The following is a 16,061-nucleotide window of genomic DNA, read 5'->3' as shown; positions in this document are numbered from 1 at the left end:
TCCATCCTCCCTGTCATAATGTAATGATCTGTCCGGTGGACACAGACAGGTTCCCGGCGTTTACCACCTTCACTGCCATTTTCCCATCATGTCCCGTCACTTTCGGTTCCCTATCTGTCAGGATACAGTCCACAAAATCCATATCCTCCTCCAGATAGGCATCCTTAAACAGGAATTTCCAGCTGTTGGTGAAGGCTTCATAGCTGCGCATATCACTGCGGCACACGGTGATCGGCCTTTCCTGGGTCTTCCCAAGGAAAATGCAGCCTTTGGTTCCCAGGATCTCCACTCTGGCATCATAGCCGTACAGAACACCCTGGGCTCCGTCTATCATCCCCTGCATACCATTGGCAAAGCCTGCTGCCAGGATGACATTATCGTAGAAATCCGGGAAATCATGCTTTGCATCCGGACACCGGTAATTGCCTCCCATGGCATATACAGTCTTAAACTCACTCCCGGTAAACCAGCGCAGCGTGTCTATATCATGACTGTTTACCTCAGCCAGTGGGCCGTTGCTCTTTCTGATGTCATACATCCATGGCTTTGGTATGCTGGGTCCTCTGGTGTTGGACCTGACCATGACCACATCCCCTATCTCCCCTGCGTCCACAACATTTTTCGCCTCCGTAAAGGCACGGTCAAACCTCCTCATAAAAGCGACCTGGAGCTTCACATGGTATTCTTTTGCCGCGGCCTCCATGATCTCACACTCTTCCACTGTCATGGCCATGGGTTTTTCGCACAGGATATGCTTCCCCGCCTTGGCGGCCGCCACTGCGATCTCACAGTGATACTTGGTGGGCGTGACAATGATGACCGCGTCAATCTCCTCATCCTTCAGAAGCTCTCTGTAGTCCTCATATCCTTTCTCAATCTCCAGTTCCTCCAGTGCTGCCTGCACATTCTCCCTGCAGGGGTCTGCCACTGCGGCCAGCACTGCGTGGGGCACTGCGGCCCGGAAATTCCTGGCATGGATCATTCCTGCCCTGCCCGCTCCTATCAATCCTAAACTGACTTTTTTGTTCTTCATCTTATTTACTCCTGTCTTTTTATTTCCTTGGTTTTACCGCTTGTTATTTTCCCTATTCTTGATATACTAAATCTATCACGCAGTTACCGTTCACAGCGCCGGACCCGCCAAAGCATTTTTCTGTCCGGCCTGTGCTTAACTGCCCTATTATTTCTGAGAAAAGTACGGGGGATTTACACATGTATAAGGTACTGATCGCCGAGGATGAAATGCTGGTCCGCACCGGGATCCGCGCATCCATCGACTGGGAAAAATTCAATATGTATGTAGTGGATGAGGCAGCCGACGGGCAGACTGCCTGGGAGCTTTATGAGCAGCATCAGCCCGATCTGGTACTCACTGACATCAAAATGCCTTTTATGGATGGCATCGAACTTATCCGTAAGATCCGTGATACCGGCAGCCACACAGAAATCATCATCCTGTCCTGTCTGGATGACTTTTCCCTTGCAAGAGAAGCCATCCGGCTGGGTGTAAGCGGCTATATCCTGAAACTTACTATGACCACACAGGAGATGGAAGAGGTCCTGAAAAATGCCTGCCGGTCCTTGGATAAAGTCACAAAACCCAAAAGCAGTTCCGTGGCTCCTGTGAACATCTATGATGTTCTGGAACACAGCCTGCTGAGCCATCTTACATACAATATCCCATCCCTGCCCGAATGCCTGTCCACCCTGCAGGAATACTCCGTCACCATCCATCCCCACGATCTGGTAACCGCACTGATGGTGGTTGACCAGTACGAACAGCTTCAAGACTTATACCAGGACAGCCATGGGCAGCTTATTCAGTTCTCTCTTCTGAATATCATGAATGAGATCCTGACAAAGACCGGATCAGGACTTGTGGTACATGAGTCAGGTTCCCGCTATCTTCTTCTCTTTTACAATGAGAAGGAGACCCGTTCCTTTCATCTGATCACAGGCGTGCTGGATGAGATCCAGACTGTGCTGAAGAACTATTTCAATGTCACCCCGCATTTCTGTATCAGTGAAATGACCCAGGACCTTTCCCGCCTGCGGATCCTGTATCAGCAGTGCCACCTGCTGGAAGAGCAGGAATTCTTCCTTTTCCCGGGTTCCGTGAACCATTATGACAGTTCTTGGAAAACCTCTCTGTGTCAGGCATTGCTCACACGTACCAGACATACCCTGAACACTTTCATGGACCCTGGCTTCACATCCGGTTTCCTCCTGCAGCCACTGGAAAAGCAGCTTAAGGAAGAACTCTCACCAAAAGCGGTGCTGAATATTTTTTATGACAGTTATATTGTCTACCTGCACAACCAATGCCCCAGTGATGACGACTCTTATATATGGGTGCGGGATTTTCTGCAGGCACTCTCTGCCTGTAAAAACTATTATGAGATGCTGGAACAGTTTGTGGCACATGCACAGAAGCTGGAAAGATTATCCCGGGAGCGCATGTCCTGCAGCCGCGAGATCCTCCAGGCCCTGCAGTTCCTTCAAAATAATTACAACCGCCAGATCACTCTGAATGAGGTATCCAATCTGGTCGGACTGAGCCCTAACTACTTCAGCAGTATCTTTAAAAAAGAGCTGGGGACATCCTTTTTGGAGTATCTGAACCGTTACCGTATTGAAAAGTCCATGAAACTTCTGCAGAATACTTCCATGAAATCCTACGAAATAGCCTATGCATGCGGATTCTCTGATGAGGGCTATTACGGAAAGACCTTTAAGAAGTTTACAGGCAAGACACCCAATGAATATAAAAAATCCTGTGTTTTCACTACATCCACTGAGTAAAGGAGTACCTGTCCATGTTCCGACTGCTGAAAGACAAAGCCATCAGCCTGAAACTGAAATCCAAACTGATCCTGTCGTTTATGCTCACAAGCGTGTTTATCCTTCTGCTGTTTGCCCTGTTCTTTTACCGTTATACCTCCACCACGCTCCTGCAGCAGTCAGAAAAAGCCACGCTCAGCTCCCTGTCACAGCTTGAGGTCAATCTCACCACTGTATTGAACACAGTAAACACCGTGAGCAGGAACATCCTGGTATCCTCCTACTTCTCCGAAGAAATGAAGCTGGATCAAATCAACTCCCCGGACGATGTGCAGTTTGTCAACGACGTATACGACTATTTTTCCGAAATGATGACAAGCTATGACTACATACATTCCATTCTCTATTACGGAGACGACGGTGTGATCATCGGTTCCAGTGACAATAAGAATTATTTTAACTTTGACAGGAACCTGTCTAACTTTTTCTACCGGACCCCACTGAAAAAGGACCTGGAAGAGGATGGAGGCCCCGTGGTATGCGGCAATCTGAGATACAGTGATTTCTTCGGCGGAACCTATTCCGGCAAAATGGATACCCGCTACATCACTCTGGGCAGAAGGCTTCAGACCATCGGACAGACCTCGGGCTATGTAGTCATCAACATCCGGGAATCTTACCTCCGCTCCCTATATCATGATGACAAGAAAAATGTCTCAGGGGAAAGCCTGCTGCTGGATGCCCACAGCCTTGTCATCTCCTCCGAAAACAAGAAGCTTATCGGTACAAAAGCACTGACAAGTCCGCTGGATACGGACAACACCGTACACCTTACCCTGTCTCTGGGGGACAATGATCTTCTGAATAAAAACAACCAGATCATCTATTATCCCTATGAACATTACGGATTGTCCATTATCTATGAAATGCCCTATGACATCCTTTTTGAAAATATACATCAGTTAAAGGTCCTGCTCATCACACTGCTGGCTGTCTTTCTTGTCCTGGCCCTGATCATCAGCCTGTTTTGGATCTATGCCATCACCAAACCGCTCAACAGCCTGATCGCTGCCATGAAGACCATGGGAAGCGGGCAGATCGGCATTAAAATGGAGGCTCCCGAGGCATCGGACTTTAAATTTCTTACAGACCAGTTCAATCAAATGTCACAGAACATCCGGCATCTGATAGATGAAAATGAGACCATACAGGAGGAGCGCCATGAGCTTGCCGTGCAGAATCTGCAGAATCAGCTCAGCCCCCATTTTCTTTACAATACGCTGAACACTATCAAATGGATGGCCATTGTGAGCAAAGCTACAAATGTGGCCGACTGTGTAACAGCCCTGGGCAATCTTCTGCAGCCCCTTTTCAGGAATACCAAGACTACCTGGCCTCTACAGGACGAACTGAATTACCTGAAAAACTATCTGTGTATTATGAATTACCGGACAGGGACCCCCATTGATTTTTCATCTGAGATCGACCCGTCCATCCTGCCCTGCCTTATGCCAAAATTTATCCTGCAGCCTTTACTGGAGAATGCCATTTCCCATCAGAACCCTTCCCCGGAGGTAAAAAACGCCATTACCCTTACCGGGTATCGGAAGGACAATATCATTGTCCTGGTCCTGAAGGATAACGGACTGGGGATTGCCCCTGACAGACTGCGGATCCTACAGGAACTTTTGGCCTCCAATGAGGACTGCACCAAACCTCTTGACCGGGCATCCCTGCCCCAGGGGATCGGCATCGGCATCCTGAACACCAACCGCCGCATCAAGCTCCAGTACGGCAATGCCTGTGGGCTTACCGTCACTTCAAAAGAAGGTTCCGGCACTTCCCTCACACTGACGCTTGTCAACGTGACCGAGGGAATGTAAAAATAATTCCCGGCCGTGCCGCTGCTAGTAAAAAGGCACTGCCCTACCAAAGCGTGTCTGGACACGCCCCAGGGCAGCGCCTTAAAAGGGCCGTAACCGTACAGTACCCTCACAGTTACAAAGGGCCTTCTATTTATCCGCAAATTCCTTTGCTGTCTTCTGTGCTTCGGACCAGATGCCTTCCATCTCTTCCACTACATCTGCATATCCTTTTTCCTCCACTGACTGTATAAAGGATGCTTTCTTTGCTTCAAAATCTTTAGGGTCTGACATGATCACATCCGCAACGCCCACTTTTACATACTCATCTACCTGGGCGGACAAATTCTTTGTCTCGTCAGAGGGTTCCTTGATAAGATTGGGTGTCAGATCCACTTCTGTACTCAGCTTATATTCACCGGATGCGATCTTGGATTCAATGACCTGTCCCGGATACTGCGCATCCGCAACACCGCTGTCCGCAATGAATATCTCATCAATCTTGGTTGTTGACTTCTTAACTTCCTCTGCTGCCTTTAACAGGCTGGCCGGATAACCGTCAGATAAGATCTGGCTGGAACTGAGGCCTGAAAGCTTGGTATAGGCAAAGCCTTCGCTCTGCGCATAGGTTGCATTGGCAGCCACACCGTCACGGTACTCTTTTGTCATCTGCGGAACACCGTCCACTTCTTCCCAGTGCACGCCCTCAACACCGCTGTTCAGAAGCCTTGCACCTTCCTCGCTGAACAGATAATCAATCATCTCAATAGCCTTTACCGGGTCCTCGCAGTTCTTTGTCAGAGCCAGAGGATAATCCTGTGCCCATCCGAAGGGTTTGTCGCCGTCATAAGCGCCGTACATATAGTCCAGGCCCGTAGGAACGATCTCAAATCCTTTTTCCGGTGTTCCGGCTGCGGCATAAGCGTCATTTGCCGTGTTATAAAGCCAGTTGGCATAGGTCACAAAGGTCTGTCCGTTCTTCAGTTTATCCATATAGTTGTCATATTTCTGCGTGAAGATTTCAGGATCCAGAATTCCCATGTTGTATGCCTTATTATAAAATTCCATACAATTCCAGAACGGCTCGGAATAGTAGGTTGCCAATGGTTCTTTATTTACCATGTCATAGCACATGCCGTAGGACCAGTTTGTAACCCCTGACATAGCCTGATAAGGAATGGTCCACATCCAGAGTCCCCAGTCACTCCATCCTGAAATAGCATAAGTCTTATTTCCGTTCTCTGTCTCCGGCTCTGCGTCCTGCATGGCCTTTAACGCTTCCAGATAATCGTCTGTACTCTTGATCTCCGGCGAACCGATTTCCTTATACAAGTCATATCTGGTATACAGTGCCAGATTGGCACCGGAACGGTCCACTACCTTCGTATCTGTTGCCTTATTGATCTGAACGGGAAGATAATACAGTTTCCCGTCATTGCTCAGGAACTCTTTGGAATATTCAATGGCATCTGCAAATTTTTCCTTGATATTCGGCGCATGTTCCTCGATCAGGTCATCCAGTGCAATGAGCTGTCCACTCTGCAAAAGCGCCTGGGCATCCACGCCCAAATCCCCGTAATTACTGTTTACAATACCCGGAAGATCACCGCCTGCCAGCAGCACCTTAAACTTCTGTGCATCACCGTTAATGACATTCAGACGCACCCCTGTCTTTTCCGCAATGGCATCCGCGATGGTGGTATTCTGAGGCCCTGTCTCCAATGCATCTTTATCCCAGAAGGTGATTTCCACTTCACCGTCTGCACTGCTCTCTTTTCCCTCTTCCTGTTTTTCCGTATTTTTTCCGGTGTCTTTTTTACTCTCGTCTTTTCCCCCGCATCCTGCAAGCATGGACACTGCCATAGCTGTACTTAAAAATATGGCAGAAAGTCTCTTCATTCTTTTTTTCATACTCATTCTCCTTGATCCTGTATTTTTTTCGCTGCACTCATCCCTTGACTGCCCCCATCATGATGCCCTTTACAAAATGTTTCTGCAGAAATGGATATACACACATGATCGGTACGGTTGCGATCACCGTAATGCACATTTTAATTGCCATTGGCGTGATTTTTACAGCATTTGCTGTGTCAGCCATGGTCTGTGATGATACGTTGGCCACATTTTGGGCCTGATTGATATAATTGTAAAGTATCATCTGCATTGTCTGTAAATTTTCGTCATTTACTAAGAAGTAATTATCTGTCCAGTTGTTCCACTGCGCCACAGCTGCATAGATGGCAATCGTAGCCACAATGGGCTTACACAGCGGGAAGATAATGGAGCAAAATATCCTAAAATAACCGGCCCCGTCAATTCTCGCTGACTCCTCCATGGAAATGGGCAGAGACTCCATATACGTCTTGATCAGAATCATATAATATGCGGAAACTGCTGTGGGAAGGATATACAGTAAGAAATTATCCTTCAGCCCATATGCCCGCATGGTCAGATACCAGGGTATCAGCCCGGCATTAATATACATTGTGATAACAAAAAAGCGGTAAACAAATTTTCTTGCAAACATCTCCTGCTTTGTCACCAGATACGCCAGAAAGGACGTACATACCACTGTCAGCCCAGTTCCTAAAACAGTTCTCGCCACAGAGATCCCAAAGGCTCCCACGATATTGTTCAGAGAAAAAAGCGTCTTATAGGTCTGGAGGGAAAAGCCCTTTGGCAGCAGAACCACCTTGGATGCCAGCTCCGGATTACTGATGGAATAAATGACCACGTAGTAAAACGGATAGATACAGGCAATCATGATCAGGATAAACAGCAGGTAAATGATTGCGTCAAATACTGTGAATTTCTGTTTCATTTTTTCCTCCTATACGATTGACTCGCCTCTGACTTTTTTAGAAAGCTGGTTTGCCCCAAACAGCATGGTCACACTGAAGAGTGTCTTCAGCATACCCAGCACCGTTGAATAGGAGTAGTCATTGATCAGGATACCTACTTTATAGACATAATAATCAAGGACCTCGATCCTGTCCGCAACCAATGGGTTGAAGAATACAAAATACTGGTCAAACCCGTTGTTCAGAAGATTACTGATACTCAGCAGTAAAAGTACAAAGAAGGTAGGATACAGGCTTGGAATCGTGATATTTTTGATCAGTTGGAACCTGTTAGCCCCATCCACCCTGGCCGCCTCGTAGAGTTCGGCGTCAATACCGGCAATCGCCGCTATGTAGATGATCCCATTCCACCCCACTGATTTCCAGATACCCAGAATCCACTGCATCCACCATACCGCATCATTCTCTCCCAGGATATTTGTAAAAGCCTTTGTTGAACCCAGCATTTTCAGGACATTGGAGATCAGTCCTTCATTGGAAAACACCGCAAAACTCAGTGCAAATACAATGATCCAGCTTATAAAATATGGCAGCGTGGTTGTGGTCTGTACGAATTTCTTAAAAAACGGCCTCCGTATCTCATTTAAAAATATAGCAAAAAACATAGGTATCGGTGCCGCAAGCAGTCCCAGACCGCTCATAACCAGCGTATTGCGCAGGACTCTTGACAAATCTCTCCAATCACTGAAGATTTTCATAAAATTTTTAAGTCCCACAAACTCCATATCACTCAGCGCCAATCCCGGCTTATAGTCAAAAAAGCCATACATCCAGCCAAATATAGGTACATAAGCAAATGCAAATACAAAGATTATGAAGGGCAGGGCCATGAAAAAAAGCCTGTACTTTGGTTTTATCTTTCCAGCCCTAAATTTTCCCAATTTCATTCCTCCTCTCTTTTTTATACGCTCCGGATTCGTATCTCTTGTTGATGGTTCTATTATATTGTCCGGGAGGGGGTGTCTCAATGGAGAGAATTATGATTTTCGGGAGAATGTTCGACTGTTAGAATAGATGATTTTAGGGAAACAGAAATTGATTTATTGATATAATAAAAAAATAGGGGGATTTTATGATTTTTAGGAAATTTATTGAATTGTTATACTTAGATTTGATGTTAAAACGAAACGACACAGTAAGTCTGCCATTTCCTGTGCTGACTGTAAGGGGAACTGAATCCGCCGGGCAGCCTTTTCTACGTGCACACATAAATGTCAAAAGGCGGGAAACCGCACCATAAAATCTTATTTTTCGGCAAACCCTCTGCCGCTTATTCTTATTTATGTGCGCACACGCAGAAAAAATAAATAGGATTCACTGGAAAGCATGTGTCTGTATCAATAATGTTTCAGGAATTCTTCAATACCTCTATGATTTTCGCAATCTCCTCCTGGCTTTCCTCTAACTCTTCAGCGATTGCCTCTATGGATTTTCCCTTTTTCAGTTTCTTCTGCACCAAGTCCAGCAGCTTTTTCCGCTGGCCTTCCTGTTCCCCAGCCGCATATGCCTCCTCACGCTGTACTTCCAGGTCCAGATCATAATCATATTCTGCTATCAGCATATTCACCACCTCACTGCCTTTCTTCCTCAGATAATCTGCCAATATGCCTGCCTCTATACATTCCTCTATGGCTCTCTTGTACGCATCAGGACTGCCCGTCAGCTGATGTTTTCTCAAAACCTCTACAAATTCACTGTACTCCCTCAGTATGTCACACTTATCCAGAATTTCATGACCTTTCTCCGGGTTAATATTGATGACTTTTACACAGAGTTCCAGCATGGGATTTCCATCCTTCTGCGCATACGCATCGGAGAGACGCAGTATCTTCTCCTTCGCCCAGTGTTCTTTCCCATTATAAAACGTATAAAACTCAGGACTCGGAATCCTCACCGCCCTTTTCCTGTAACGGTCACGCACCGGAACGATCTGTTCTAACGCCCGTCCTATATACAACAGGTCTCTCAGCGGCATATTTTCATTTATAGTGGACTGATGCTCTGCGAAAACAATAACTTTGTCCTCAATACCAAAGGATATGTCGTTGTAGAAATTCATATAGAGTACATCTTCTACCCTGATTTTTTGTACTCTGGTTCCCACCGGCAGGACTTCCTCATGCAGTGCATTGTACAGTGAAATCTCGTTCTCCTCCGCGGATTCATCCTCAAAGAACAAGTCCACAAATACACTGTTCTTGTATTTCCGGTTCTCTTTTGCTGCCATAAATGCCCTCCCTTTATATGTCATATGACAAAAGGAAGGCTTTCTTCTATATTTTAGTATAGAAAAAACCAATAGATTATTCAAGACCTTCCCCTGAAAAATGACTGTTATTTAGTTTTAAATATGGTAATTTCGGGGGAATTCCCCATTTGACGGCCTCACGGCCAAAAATATAAACATAGGATTCATGAAATAATTTTTCATGAGTGAATTTAGTATAACATAAGAAGATCATGCTTTCAACAACAATCTCGTTAACAAATAGCAGAGGTCACGCTCTGCAAGGCGCTGGCTAACCCGGGATTTGACTTTGTACCACCCGATACTCCCTTGTTGAAAACACCCCGGTATAGAGACTGTAAACGATAAACAAAATGCATCCATAAGATTCCCCCTATGAATGCACCTGTTCCCGTTATACGGACCTCCGTATCTTTAAACCTTAAAGCGATACCCCACACCCCATATAGTCTCAATATACTGGGGTTTGGCTGTATTAAATTCGATCTTCTCACGAATCTTCTTAATATGCACCGTCACAGTTGCAATGTCTCCAATAGACTCCATCGCCCAAATTTCCTTGAACAGTTCGTCCTTTGTGAACACCCTGTTAGGGTTCTGTGCCAGGAAGGTGAGCAGATCAAACTCTTTGGTGGTAAAATTCTTCTCCTCACCGTTGATCCACACACGCCTTGCGGTCTTATCAATCTTCAGGCCCCGGATCTCGATGATGTCATTCTCCTGCACACCGGTCCCTATGAGCCTCTCATATCTGGCAAGATGGGCTTTTACCCTGGCCACCAGCTCACTTGGGCTGAATGGCTTTGTCATATAGTCATCTGCACCCAGACCCAGGCCGCGGATCTTATCTATATCATCCTTTTTGGCGGACACCATAATGACAGGATTATTCTTTACGTTCCTGATTTCACGGCAGATTTCAAAACCGTCCACCTCCGGAAGCATCAAATCCAGGATAAACAGGTCATAACTGCCCTCCAGGGCTTTTTTTAGCCCCACGTCGCCGCGGTGCTCAATCTCCACCTCGAAACCGCTCAGCTCCAGATAATCCTTCTCAAGGTCAGCTATTGCCTCCTCGTCTTCAATAATTAAAATCTTACTCATTAATTGGTACCTCCTGGTATTTTCTAAGAACGAAGTACATCACCGTTCCTATATTCTCCTTGCTCGTTGCCCAGACTTTTCCGCCGTGATCCTCCATAACCTTCTTGACTATGGAAAGACCGATCCCGCTTCCCCCCTTGGAAGAATTCCTGGAGGCGTCTGTGCGGTAAAACCTGTCGAAAATATTGGGCAGGTCTTTGGCTGCAATTCCTTTTCCGTTATCCTCAATCTCCACCTGGACAAAATCGCCTACGTCCTTCACCCGCAGGTTGATCCTCCGCTCTCTGCTGCTGTCCATGTATTTGAGGGAGTTGCTCACAATGTTATTTATAACCCTCTTAATCTGCTCCGCGTCGGCAATGACAAGCACCCCAGGTCCCACATAATTGGAATACTGGAACTGTACAGATTTAGACTCCAGTTCAGAATCCAGCTCCTCTGCACAGTCATCAAAAAACTCAGTAACAGAAATCTTGTTGAATGTGTATGGGATTCTGTTGGTATCCATCTTGGAATAAAAAGTCAGCTCATTGATCAGCCTGTCCATGTCATTAGCCTTATTATAGATTGTGTGGATATATCTGTCCATCTTTTCCGGCGTATTTGCCACGCCATCCATAATTCCCTCCACATATCCCTTGATGGCTGTAATCGGTGTCTTCAGATCATGGGAAATGTTGCTGATCAGTTCCTTATTATCCTTGTCAAATTCCAGCTTCTCCTCCGCATTTTCTTTCAGCCTCTGCCTCATGGCTTCAAAATCCTGACATAAGTCAGATATCTCATTGACACCCTCGCTGGCAATGGAGAAATCCAGGTTTCCCTCCTTGATCTTCTGGGTGGCTGTCCGCAGCTTATCAAGAGGTGAGATAACGCCCCGGTAGATCCACCAGGTAAGCCCAAATGCTGTGATCGTAAGGATTATAACCACAGCCGCCAGCATATTCCGAATCAGCTCCTCAATCTGGGGCAGTGTCTTAAACACACTGGAAACCACAAAGAGGCTGCCTTTCCCCTGTTCGCTGGTCTCAAAATCAATCTGCTTTACCAAAGCTTTTATTTTGCCGCCCAGGTAAAATCCGTCACTGCTGTCACTGCTGTCGTCCTTATAATCCGGCAGTCTGCTGATCAGCTCCGACGGGTAGGGATCACATCCTATATATCTTATCTTATCATCTTCCCGCACAATAAGATAGGAGTGAACCTGCTCCAATTCCTTATTTACAGAATCCAAATATTCTATATTTTCCAAATCTTTTGGGGATTCCTTGGCTGCCTCTGACAACCGGCCAATCGTGCCGCTCGTCATGCTGTTGATCACTTCTGCCGTGTTGGTCAGGCTTTCATATGTGGCATTCTCAATTCCATACTGTTTTTCTATGGCCTTGAGCTGATACTGGCTGAATCCCCAGAATGCCACACCGGTAAACAGCAGAGGCTCCAGTATGATGATAAAAAAAGAAACGATGATCCTTGTCTTTAATTTCATGTTCCGGCACCTTTCTGTCCTCGTCTATTGCTTTTTCAGCCAAACAGGCTCTAATACAAATGCCCGGAAACGGGCATAATGTCTTCTGGTAAATATTATAGCATAATTTTACACATTTTCTTCTAAACAAAAGTGAATCAAATCTAAACTTTCTATAAAAAACCTTACAAAATGCTTTGACTTTACCTGAAACACCTTCTAAAATATAAACAAACAGCTACCGCGGCCCGTCCGCAGAATATACCGAGGAGATATTATGTTTTTAGATAAAGATAACCATCTTGCAAAATTAAATGAACTGTATAGGCAGAACTGCTTTCAGTCTGCAGCCCTCTACTGTGATGCCGGTATGGGAAAGACTACCCTTCTCAGGCAATTTTCTGCCGGCAAGCGGACTTTGTACTTTAAGCCTTTAGAGACTACGGACAATGAAAACTTCCTGGCATTAAAAGAAGAAGCCATCCGCGTACTTGGCCCATTAGAAAAATTGAAAGCTGCCAAAAGATTCGCGGAACTGTTCCGCACCATCGGAAAATCCGCCAGGGAGGAATCTCTTGTCTTTATTATTGACGATTATCCACATCTGATCAATAAAAACAGGAGACTTTCCACATTGATCCAATCCTATATGACAAAAGAGTGGAAAAACTCCCGGCTTTTTATTATTTTATGTAAACCCGCCTCCCTTTACGAAAAAGAACAGCTCCAGACTGCCCACCCCCTGCTCCTGAAACCTTTCACCTTTTTCGAGACACGCCAGCTCTTCCGCCATCTCCCCGTGGAACAGCAGATCTGCATCTTCGGCATAACAGGAGGGGTTCCCGGCTATCTGGCCTATTTTGTCAATGATAAGCCTTTTCAGGAAAACCTGTATCAATTATTTTTCACGGAGGAGGGTGCGCTTTACCGCCGCCCCACAAAATTTTTAAAGGTGCATTTGTCTGAACCTGAATTGGCCCACTCTGCTCTTTTGTGCCTGGGCGCCAAAAGGCGGAAACTGCACGAGATCTGTGAGCGCACGGAACTGACTCCCAGCGCTGCGGGAAGTCTCATGAACACATTGGATCTGTTAGGCCTGGTGGATAAGATAATCCCCGTCACCGAAGACGCGGGAAGCCGCAGGACCCTCTACCGGACCTCTGACGGCGTATTCCGTTTCTGGTATACTTTTGCTGCCCCGCACCGCAGTGCCATTGAGATGGGATATGGAAGAGAGGTATTTGAAAAGGAAGTCCTTCCTTCCCTGGACCGCTACTCTAAAGAAACATTTGAAGATATCTGCAGACAATATCTGGATCTCATAAGCAGCCTCGGCCAGGCTCCGTTTCCTTTTGACCATGCAGGAAGCTGGTGGGGACAGCACCCAACCAGAAAGCGTACGGAGTATGTACCTATTGCCGCCGCTGACGACAGTAATATATTGCTTGGTGACTGCTTCTGGACAGATGAATGGATCGACCTGGAGGGCCTGCAGAGTCTTCAGAAACATGCCAGCCTTTTTCCGCACAGTACAATCTGGTATTATCTTTTTGCCAAATCGGACTTTGTCTCAGGTATGGAAACGATTTACGGGGACACTGTTAAGGTCTTCACTCTGGAACAGATGTGTACCTGTGCAGATGCCGCGATCTGCACACCTGATATCTGCTAAATTTGGCAAAATAGGTGCACATGATAACTGCCGTTTTATAAATGTCAATTACCAGTTCGTTTTTATCAAGTTTCCTTTTGGATATACTTAAAAGAAAAAAGGAGACACGGCAGTTATGGACGAGAAAAGAGAACGCCAGTTTCGGGAGCTGGGACTGACTATATCGTATTACCGGAAACTGAAAGGGCTCACACAATTACAGCTAGCAAATGCCGTAGGCCTGAGCCGTACCCATATCAGTAATATCGAGGCTCCCAGGATCAAAACTTCCCTTTCCCTGGAAAGTCTGTTTGATATTGCAGATGCCCTGGACATCCAGCCCAGAGATTTGTTCAATTTCCGGGAACAGCAGCAGCAGTAAAAAAGGTTCCGCATTCCTCTGTACAGTGAATGCGGAACCTTTTTATTCATGGCCACAGAACGATTTATGGTGCTTACGTTCTATGGTTTCTTATAAATATTTGTAACTGTTCAGTACCCTCACAGTTACAGGCAAAAATCCATGCAGAATCGCCTTTGGCGATGGTATTTTTGCTTGGCTGCGGAATACTTTCTTACGGTCAGCGCAATGAATGCGCAGACCTACTGAATAGTTACAAATATTTCTTTAAATCCTCTGCCTTGTCCAGTCTTTCCCAGGGAAGATCCAGGTCATTTCTTCCAAAATGTCCGTAAGCTGCGGTCTGTTTGTAGATCGGACGTCTCAGATCCAGCATTTTGATAATTCCCGCCGGTCTCAGATCAAAGTTTTCCCGCACGATCTCGGTCAGCTTCTGATCTGAAAGTTTTCCTGTGCCAAAGGTTTCCACCTGGATTGATGTGGGATGTGCCACGCCGATAGCATAGGAAAGCTGGATCTCACATTTTCTTGCCAGCCCTGCTGCCACCATGTTCTTAGCCACATAGCGCGCCGCATATGCTGCAGAACGGTCCACCTTGGTACAGTCCTTACCGGAAAACGCTCCGCCGCCGTGACGTGCGTATCCGCCGTAAGTATCTACTATGATCTTACGCCCTGTAAGACCGCTGTCCCCGTGAGGGCCGCCGATCACAAAACGTCCTGTGGGATTAATGAAGAACTTTGTCTCCCCATCCACCATATGTGCAGGAAGAATGGGATCGAACACATATTTTTTAATATCCTCATGAATCTGTTCCTGGGTCACATCCGGGTCATGCTGTGTGGAAAGTACCACTGCATCCAGGCGGATAGGGCGGTCATTCTCATCATACTCCACAGTTACCTGTGTCTTTCCGTCCGGTCTTAAATAGGTCAGTGTACCGTCTTTTCTCACCTTAGTGAGCTGGCGTGATAATTTATGGGCAAGGGAGATGGGATACGGCATAAACTCCTCTGTCTCATCTGTGGCAAATCCATACATCATACCCTGGTCACCGGCGCCGATGGCGTCGATCTCGGCTTCAGACATGTTGTTTTCTTTTGCCTCCAGAGCCTTGTCCACACCAAGAGCAATGTCCTTTGACTGCTCATCAATGGTAGTGATGACACCGCAGGTTTCAGCATCAAAACCATATTTTGCTCTGGTATATCCAATCTCGCGGACAGTCTCCCTAACGATCTTAGGAATATCAACATAGGCATTTGTAGTGATCTCGCCCATTACCATAACCATACCTGTTGTGGTGCAGGTCTCACAAGCCACGCGGCTCATGGGGTCTTTTTCCATCAATGCATCCAGAATGGCATCAGAGATGGCATCGCACATTTTATCCGGATGGCCTTCAGTTACTGATTCGGAAGTAAATAATCTTTTTTCCATGTTTTTCTCCTTTTATAAGATTGTTTATCCTGCGGCGGCATATACCGCCAGTGACATACTCCTGACAGAGATATAAACTTTTGTCCCGCTTCAGGACCATTCAGCAAAACAAAAAAAGGTCCGCATAAGCGGACCCATATCTTACATAAATGAATCCTCTTATTGTTCGACTACTTCGCTCAGGTTGGCACCTTCCTTCTGCAAGGGGTTGCCGTGACTTCACAGATCCTATGTATCTCCATCACTCTGAATAAGAGAAATTATAACCTATTCACTTGTCTCAT

At 46.2% G+C, this 16,061-nt stretch carries 12 protein-coding genes and 1 riboswitch; of the genes, 4 read left to right on the top strand and 8 right to left on the bottom strand.

Features of this window, described 5'->3' with window-relative positions; genetic code table 11:
* Positions 1-13: 13 nt before the first annotated feature.
* Positions 14-1,033 carry a Gfo/Idh/MocA family oxidoreductase gene (locus tag CI595_RS15330; RefSeq protein WP_095174508.1) on the bottom strand — a complete coding sequence of 340 codons (1,020 nt, stop codon included), beginning with the start codon at positions 1,031-1,033 and terminating at the stop codon, positions 14-16.
* Positions 1,034-1,212: 179 nt separating this feature from the next.
* Here CI595_RS15330 and CI595_RS15325 point away from each other — a divergent pair, with 179 nt between their 5' ends.
* The gene (locus tag CI595_RS15325; RefSeq protein ID WP_095174507.1) at positions 1,213-2,802 is read left to right on the top strand and encodes a response regulator transcription factor; all 1,590 of its coding nucleotides are present in this window, start codon (positions 1,213-1,215) and stop codon (positions 2,800-2,802) included.
* A gap of 14 nt (positions 2,803-2,816) precedes the next feature.
* The gene (locus CI595_RS15320) at positions 2,817-4,664 is read left to right on the top strand and encodes a cache domain-containing sensor histidine kinase (protein ID WP_095174506.1); all 1,848 of its coding nucleotides are present in this window, start codon (positions 2,817-2,819) and stop codon (positions 4,662-4,664) included.
* Between the two features lie 129 nt (positions 4,665-4,793).
* On the opposite strand, the gene CI595_RS15315 is transcribed toward CI595_RS15320, so the two are convergent.
* From CI595_RS15315 to CI595_RS15290, 6 genes are all read right to left on the bottom strand, one after another.
* Positions 4,794-6,554: a type 2 periplasmic-binding domain-containing protein gene (locus tag CI595_RS15315; RefSeq protein WP_095174505.1), complete on the bottom strand. Its 1,761-nt coding sequence runs from the start codon at positions 6,552-6,554 to the stop codon at positions 4,794-4,796.
* A 37-nt stretch (positions 6,555-6,591) separates the two neighbouring features.
* A complete protein-coding gene (locus tag CI595_RS15310) occupies positions 6,592-7,464 on the bottom strand; it encodes a carbohydrate ABC transporter permease (protein WP_095174504.1) in 873 nt (290 codons plus the stop codon).
* A gap of 9 nt (positions 7,465-7,473) precedes the next feature.
* Positions 7,474-8,391 (bottom strand): ABC transporter permease subunit, encoded by a 918-nt coding sequence (locus tag CI595_RS15305; RefSeq protein WP_095174503.1) that lies wholly within the window; start codon positions 8,389-8,391, stop codon positions 7,474-7,476.
* A 461-nt stretch (positions 8,392-8,852) separates the two neighbouring features.
* Positions 8,853-9,731 carry a hypothetical protein gene (locus CI595_RS15300; protein ID WP_095174502.1) on the bottom strand — a complete coding sequence of 293 codons (879 nt, stop codon included), beginning with the start codon at positions 9,729-9,731 and terminating at the stop codon, positions 8,853-8,855.
* Positions 9,732-10,166: 435 nt separating this feature from the next.
* Positions 10,167-10,856 carry a response regulator transcription factor gene (locus tag CI595_RS15295; RefSeq protein WP_065543989.1) on the bottom strand — a complete coding sequence of 230 codons (690 nt, stop codon included), beginning with the start codon at positions 10,854-10,856 and terminating at the stop codon, positions 10,167-10,169.
* Complete coding sequence (locus tag CI595_RS15290; RefSeq protein ID WP_095174501.1) at positions 10,849-12,345, bottom strand: HAMP domain-containing sensor histidine kinase; 1,497 nt, start codon at positions 12,343-12,345, stop codon at positions 10,849-10,851. Before CI595_RS15290 ends, CI595_RS15295 begins: the two co-directional genes overlap by 8 nt.
* 256 nt (positions 12,346-12,601) lie before the next feature.
* Between CI595_RS15290 and CI595_RS15285 the strand changes: the two genes are divergently transcribed.
* Entirely contained in the window at positions 12,602-13,996 is a 1,395-nt protein-coding gene (locus CI595_RS15285) for an ATP-binding protein (protein WP_095174500.1), read from the top strand.
* 115 nt (positions 13,997-14,111) lie between these two features.
* Positions 14,112-14,357, top strand: coding sequence for a helix-turn-helix transcriptional regulator (locus CI595_RS15280; protein ID WP_026255486.1), 246 nt, complete (start codon positions 14,112-14,114; stop codon positions 14,355-14,357).
* Between the two features lie 232 nt (positions 14,358-14,589).
* Here the strand turns inward: CI595_RS15280 and metK are convergent, their stop codons facing one another.
* Complete coding sequence (metK, locus tag CI595_RS15275; protein ID WP_095174499.1) at positions 14,590-15,777, bottom strand: methionine adenosyltransferase; 1,188 nt, start codon at positions 15,775-15,777, stop codon at positions 14,590-14,592.
* Between the two features lie 156 nt (positions 15,778-15,933).
* Positions 15,934-16,034: riboswitch (SAM riboswitch) on the bottom strand.
* Positions 16,035-16,061 lie beyond the last annotated feature (27 nt).

The sequence above is a fragment of the Blautia hominis genome (assembly GCA_002270465.1).
GTDB classification, from domain to species: Bacteria; Bacillota; Clostridia; order Lachnospirales; family Lachnospiraceae; genus Blautia; species Blautia hominis.
This window is presented reverse-complemented; position numbering and strand designations above follow the sequence as displayed.